Annotated in this window: 5 protein-coding genes; 2 read left to right on the top strand and 3 right to left on the bottom strand. The window is 69.7% G+C overall.

Annotation, left to right across the window (positions count from 1 at the left end):
- The first annotated feature begins 152 nt into the window (after nt 1–152).
- Together ACFOM8_RS22280 and ACFOM8_RS22275 are read left to right on the top strand one after the other, a co-directional pair.
- A complete protein-coding gene (locus ACFOM8_RS22280; RefSeq protein WP_377764565.1) occupies nt 153–923 on the top strand; it encodes an L-iditol 2-dehydrogenase in 771 nt (256 codons plus the stop codon).
- 29 nt (nt 924–952) lie between these two features.
- Nucleotides 953–2425 (top strand): mannitol dehydrogenase family protein, encoded by a 1473-nt coding sequence (locus ACFOM8_RS22275; protein WP_377764564.1) that lies wholly within the window; start codon nt 953–955, stop codon nt 2423–2425.
- Nucleotides 2426–2459: 34 nt separating this feature from the next.
- On the opposite strand, the gene ACFOM8_RS22270 is transcribed toward ACFOM8_RS22275, so the two are convergent.
- The 3 genes from ACFOM8_RS22270 to ACFOM8_RS22260 form a co-directional block, all read right to left on the bottom strand.
- Nucleotides 2460–3113: a YjbF family lipoprotein gene (locus ACFOM8_RS22270; protein WP_377764563.1), complete on the bottom strand. Its 654-nt coding sequence runs from the start codon at nt 3111–3113 to the stop codon at nt 2460–2462.
- Nucleotides 3110–5299 carry a YjbH domain-containing protein gene (locus ACFOM8_RS22265; protein ID WP_377764562.1) on the bottom strand — a complete coding sequence of 730 codons (2190 nt, stop codon included), beginning with the start codon at nt 5297–5299 and terminating at the stop codon, nt 3110–3112. Before ACFOM8_RS22265 ends, ACFOM8_RS22270 begins: the two co-directional genes overlap by 4 nt.
- 146 nt (nt 5300–5445) lie before the next feature.
- Nucleotides 5446–5805: hypothetical protein (locus tag ACFOM8_RS22260; protein ID WP_377764561.1), on the bottom strand; the 360-nt coding region annotated here is incomplete at its 5' end.

Genomic DNA, 5805 nt, shown 5'->3' with positions numbered 1-5805 from the left:
GACAGCTTCTTCTATGTGGAAGGCACCGGCCTGGCCGAAACCGTCACCGTCCGGTCCACCGGCGAGGTGAACCTCCACCACGGCAACACCGTCTGGCTGACCCCGGACGAAGGCAAAATCCACAAGTTCGACACCAACGGAGACCGCATCTGATGCGACTGAAAGGAAAGCGCGCGCTGATCACCGGCGCGGCGCGCGGCATCGGGCTGGAATTCGCCCGCGCCTACAGGGCCGAAGGCGCCCGCGTGGCGATGGGCGACATCAACATCGACGCGGCCCGGCAGGCAGCCGAATCCTTGGGTGACGGCGCCATCGCCGTGCGGCTGGACGTGACCGACCAATCCTCCATCGACGCTTGCGTGGCCGAGGTGGAAGGGGCCTTCGGCGGCATCGACATCCTGGTCAACAACGCCGCCCTGTTCACCGCAGCCCCCATCGCGGAAATCACCCGCGCCGACTACGACCGCATCTTCGCCGTCAACGTGGCGGGCACGCTGTTCACCATGCAGGCCGTCGCGCGCGGCATGATCGAACGCGGGCAGGGCGGCAAGATCATCAACATGGCCTCCCAGGCCGGTCGGCGCGGAGAGGCCCTGGTCGCCGTCTACTGCGCCAGCAAGGCCGCCGTCATCAGCCTGACCCAGTCGGCGGGGCTGAACCTGATCAAGCACGGCATCAACGTGAACGCCATTGCCCCCGGCGTGGTCGATGGCGAGCATTGGGACGGCGTGGACGCCTTTTTCGCCAAATACGAGGGCAAGGAGCCCGGCCAGAAGAAGAAGGAAGTCGGCGCCGCCGTCCCCTTCGGCCGCATGGGCACCGCCGCGGATCTGACCGGCATGGCGATCTTCCTGGCCTCGCCCGAGGCCGACTACATCGTCGCCCAGACCTACAACGTCGATGGCGGCAACTGGATGAGCTGAGGCTCGTCCCCCAGAAGAAAGGTTCGGCCATGGCCGTTTCGTTGAACGCATCCGCGCTGAAAGACCTGCCCGAGACCGTGGGCCGCCCGGCATACGACCGCGCCGCCCTGCGCCCCGGCATCCTCCATGTCGGCGTCGGCAATTTCCACCGCGCCCATATGGCCTATTACCTCGACCGGCTGTTCGACCAGGGCGAGGGGCATGACTGGGCGCTGATCGGCGCGGGCGTCCGTCCCGGGGATGCCGTCATGCGCGACCGGCTGGCCGCGCAGGACTGGCTGACCACCGTGGTGGAATTGGACCCGAACGGGCTGAACGCGCGCGTGATCGGGTCCATGGTCGATTTCGTTCCCGTGGAGCCGCAGGCGGTGATCGCGGCCATGGCCGACCCCGCGATCCGCATCGTGTCGCTGACCATCACCGAAGGCGGCTATTACGTCGATGCCAAGACCGACGGCTTTGACGCGGCCCACCCGGATATCGCCCATGACGCCGCCCACCCGGACGCGCCGCGCACCGTTTTCGGCATGATCCTGGCCGCGCTGCGGCAGCGTCGGGACGCGGGGGCCGAGCCCTTCACGGTGCTTTCCTGCGACAACCTGCCGGAAAACGGCCATGTCTGCGCGCGCACGGTGACGGAACTGGCGCAACTGTCGGACCCGGCGCTGGCCGAATGGATCCGGCGCAAGGTGGCTTTTCCGAATTCCATGGTCGATTGCATCACCCCCGCCACCTCCGACCGCGAACGGGCGCTTGTCGGCCACCGCTTCGGCATCATCGACGCCGTTCCCGTGGTCTGCGAGCCGTTCCGCCAATGGGTGCTCGAGGACAACTTTCCCCAGGGGCGCCCGCCGCTGGAAAAGGTCGGCGCGGAATTCGTGGCCGATGTCGGCCGCCACGAGCTGATGAAGCTGCGCATCCTGAACGGCGGCCACGCGGCCATCGCCTATCCCTCGGCCTTGCTGGGGCACCACTTCGTTCACGACGCCATGGCCGACCCGCAGATCGCCGCCTGGCTGCGCGCCCTGGAAACGCGCGAGATCATCCCGACCCTGCAACCCATTCCCGGCGTCAGCTATGACGATTACCTGGACCTGATCGTCAGCCGCTTCGCCAACCCCGAGGTCGGCGACACGATCCCGCGCCTGTGCCTGGACGGGTCGAACCGGCAGCCCAAGTTCATCCTGCCGACGCTGGCCGATGCCCTGAAGGACGACCGCGGCATCGACGGGCTGGCGCAAGAAGTCGCCTTCTGGTGCCGCTATTGCGAACGCAGGGACGAGGCGGGCAACGAAATCGCGCCCAACGACGACAACAGCGATACGCTGCGCGACTATGCCCTTGCCTCGCGCCGCGACCCCCTGGCCTTCCTGGCGAACGAGGCCGTGTTCGGTCCGCTGGCCGCCAATCCCCGCTTCCAGGAGGCTTTCTCCCGCAAGCTGGAACTGGTGCAAACCCGGGGCGTGCGCGCCGCCATCGACAGCTATCTGTCGGGCGAATAAAGGAAAAACCGGCCCGCGAAGGCCGGTTCCGGCATCAGGGCCGCAGCACCTGGATCGTCACATAGCCCAGGTCCGGCCCGATCCACTGACGCGACACGGCGATCTGGCCGCCCTGCACCATGTAGCTGTTCTGAAAGCTGGTGCCGTGGCCTTCGCAGCTTTCCACCGTCACGCCGGGACGCGGGCCGGCGCCCACGGTGCAGGCGAACTGCAAGGGCCGCTCCACCCCGTCGCCCGCGAAATATCGCATGATGCGCGTGCCGTTGCCCGCCGCGCCCGCGCGGATCAGGGATTCCGTCCCCGGCTCGGCCACGGACAGGTCATGGCCCAGGCCGCGCGTGCCGACCAGCATCCCGCCCCGCAGGATCAGCGCCTCCTCGGCCGGGGTCATGAAGGTGCGCAGGGTGCCGTTCTGCCCGGTCATCGCCATCACCTGCGTGCGGCCCAGGCTTTCGAAGCCCGCCTGGATCAGCGGGCCGGGATTGACGCGCAGCGCCTCGGCCGCGGCCTCCTGCGGGGACTTGGCAGGCGCTGCGGGCTGGCCGGACGCGCGGCGTTCCGCGACGATCTGGCCTGCCGTCTGCGCCAGCGCGCCGAAGGGTCCGGCGCCTTCGCTGTCGTTGCCGCACCCGGCCAGTCCTGCCAGCAGGGACACCGCCAGCGTGATCTTCAGGACGCCGTTCATCATCGCCAGAACCTCCCCCAGCCTTCATAGAGTTTGACGGAATGACTGTCCCGGACATGGTCGTACAGGCGGTCGCGGACGTTCAGCTGCGCCCCGCCGTCGCGCGACAGGGACCGCAGGTCGGCGCTGACGCGCTCGCGCGAGGGCTGGCCGGTTGCCCAGCCGAGCGGGATCGACAGGGTGACGCCCTTGTCGAAGCTGCCCTCGCCGAATTCCTCGGACGAAAGGTCGGTCTTGGTCGCATAGGCCCCGATCCGCCAGCCGTTGGCGAATTCGCGCGTCAGGGTCAGCGTCGCACCCTTGTCGCCCGCCAGATACTTGCCCACGTCAAGCTGCGCCGTGAAGCCCCGGGCGAATTCGTAATAGGCCGAAACATGGCCCATCGTGACCTCGTAGTCGCGGAAATCGAACAGCTGGTCGAAGTCGCGCTTCTTCACGCGGTTGACCTCGGCCCCCAGGGCGAAGGGAGAATTGACCGGCTTCCACAGCACCTCGGTCGAGACGCCGCCGAAGGCGCGTTCCAGAAGACCGGTGGTCACGCGGGTATAGACGGTGGGCGCGGGCTTGGCATACCAGGCCAGCGTCAGTTCCGGGATCACCGGGTCGTTGTTGCCGGTATACATGCGCGTGTCCGACCGGACGCGCGGCACGCCCTCGGGGGTGGTTTCCAGGGCGGGATTGGCTTCGTATTCCCCGGGCGTGAAATGCTCGCCCCGCCCGCAGCGGCCATAGGCCTCGCAGAACGCGCGGTCCGAGGGGATGCCCGGCCCGCGCTGGTCGATGTTGCCGAAGGCCCGCTGGCGCAGGGCGCCGGTCAGGACCAGCCCCGGCGCGATCTCGTAGCTGGCGCGGGCCTCGGCCCCGACCTCGTGGGTCAGTCCGTCCTCGGCGCTGAAGATGCCGAGATCGACGTAAGGCTTGATCGACCAGCGGAAGCGCGGATAGGCGCCCTCGCTGCGCACCAGGCCCGGCGCGCCTGCCGGGGCGTCCGACAGGGCCGAGACGGCGGCGATCTGCCCGGCCTCGGTGTTCTCCAGCCGCTCGATGTCCGAGCGGCGGAGGGTGACGGATGACGTGGGCACCCCGTCGGCGGTCGAGGTGATCACAAAGGTCTCGACCGAAGGGGGCAGGGCGCGGGTCATCAGGCGCGCGGTGCGGCCGATGGCCTCGGCCTGGCTGACATGGCGCCCGTTGCGCAGGCGGACCTCGGCCCGGTCGGGCCGCAGCGCCATGTTTTCAAGGGTCTGGCCTTCCTTGGCCATGGCCTGCCCGAGCGCGGTCTGGATCGCGGGCCGCGCGGTCGGATCCTGCGCCCAGATGCCCGACCAGCCGTCGGGATCGGCCTGGGGCGCAGGACGCGGGCGGACCGGGGCCGGAGCCTTTTCCAGCCCCGAGGGATAGGGCGCCTCGCGCGGGTTCAGGGCGATGGAGAACTGCGCCCCGAAGGTGTTGCCGCCGATGGTGTAAAGGCCGACCTCGTAATTGCCGCCGAAGCGGTAGAAGGCGGCAAGGTTCAGCTTGCTGTCCGGTTCTTCGCCCTGCTGGAAGACCCGGCCGTTGCTGTATCGCGTCACATAGTCGGTGTTGGAATATTCCGCGACCAGGTTCAGCCGGTCATTGACCTGCCAGCTGACCGAGGCGAAGGGCCGGGCGCCGCCCCGGAACCATTGGTCCACGTTGGGCGTCCCGCCCTCGTCGGTGGTGTCGATGGTGCGCGGCTTGCCCGCCAGCACGCCCCAGCCGAGACCGGCCGAGACGCGGACCGAAGGCGTCACCGTCCTGGTGGCGACGATGTATTCGCCCGAATAAACGCCGGTGCCCAGGAAGTCCTGCAAGCCGACGGCCACCGCCGGGCGCCAGCCCTGTTCGTCCAGCACCTGATAGCGCAGGTCCGCCGAGCGGTCCGAGATATAGCCGTCGTTGCGGTAATCGTTGATGCCTTCCACCCGGGAATAGCGCAGCACGGTCGTCAGCCCCGGCAGCGCCTGAAAGACGACGCTGCTGCGGCGGCCGTAATCCGACCACGAGACCGTCGCCCCCAGGGTTCCGTCGGGCAGCGTTTCCGCCGTCGGCGTGTCGATGCCGCCCGGCAGGCCATAGGTGGACATGCTCCGCCCATACATCGGTTCCGCGACGGCAATCGTGCCGGCCGAGCCGATCACCAGGGCCACGGGCAGGGTGGTCGCCATCAGGCGTCCTAGAAGGGGGGATCGGCGCATGGGTGGCGTGTCCTCGTTCTGCTTTGGCCGGATCATAAGGGCAAACCGCCCCGCTGGCAGCCCGGCAACGCAACATGGCCGGCATGGTGCGTCCTGGCTGCCGCAGGGGGCCGCGATCACTCGGCGGGTTCGGTCGTGGTCGTGGCGGCGCCCGATGCGGTTCCGGGCGCGGCCGGGGCGGCGGGCGGGATCGGTGCCGCAGGCGTGCCGGCCGCAGCCGGGGCGTCGGCTTCGGGCGGAGGCGGCAGGTCCGCCGTGCCTTCCGAGGCGGGCGCGGCAGGCGCGGCCGCTGCCGGGGGCGTGGCGGACCGGGCGGCGGCGGGCGGGGTCTGCTCCTCGGCCTGAGGGGCGGGGGCGGGGGCGGGGGCCGACGCCGCGGGGGCCGAGGCCGCTGGGGTCGGGGCCGCCGGGGTTGGGGCCGCCGGGGTCGGGGCGGGCGTTTCCTCGGCTGCGGCGGGCGTCGGGGCCGGGCGGGC

It is taken from the genome of Paracoccus angustae (assembly GCF_042648745.1).
GTDB classification, from domain to species: Bacteria; Pseudomonadota; Alphaproteobacteria; order Rhodobacterales; family Rhodobacteraceae; genus Paracoccus; species Paracoccus angustae.
Note: the sequence above shows the minus strand (reverse complement) of the source record. Positions and strands in the feature narration are given on the sequence as shown.